The 267-nt window shown below is 58.8% G+C and carries 1 protein-coding gene; it reads right to left on the bottom strand.

Annotation, left to right across the window (positions count from 1 at the left end):
* Positions 1 to 267: AAA family ATPase (locus AC0L3B_RS39585; RefSeq protein WP_473383283.1), on the bottom strand; the 267-nt coding region annotated here is incomplete at both ends.

The raw sequence follows: 267 nt of genomic DNA, 5'->3' as shown, positions 1-267 counted from the left end.
CAAAGCGCGTTGATACAGTCGCTTGCGAGGTTGGAGGTCATTAGCAGTACGGTGTTGCGAAAGTCGATTTCCCGCCCTTCGCCATCATTGGCGCGACCTTTGTCAAAGACCTGGTAAAACAGGTTCAACACTTCAGGGTCGGCTTTCTCCACCTCGTCGAGCAGCACAACCGAATAGGGACGCTGGCGCACGGCTTCGGTCAGCACCCCGCCCTCGCCGTAACCGACATAGCCCGGTGGCGCACCGATCAATCGAGAGAGCGCGTGC

The sequence above is a fragment of the Bradyrhizobium sp. Kon56 genome (genome assembly GCF_055807635.1).
The sequence above is the reverse complement of the archived record's forward strand: the minus strand, read 5'-3'. Positions and strand labels throughout refer to the sequence as shown.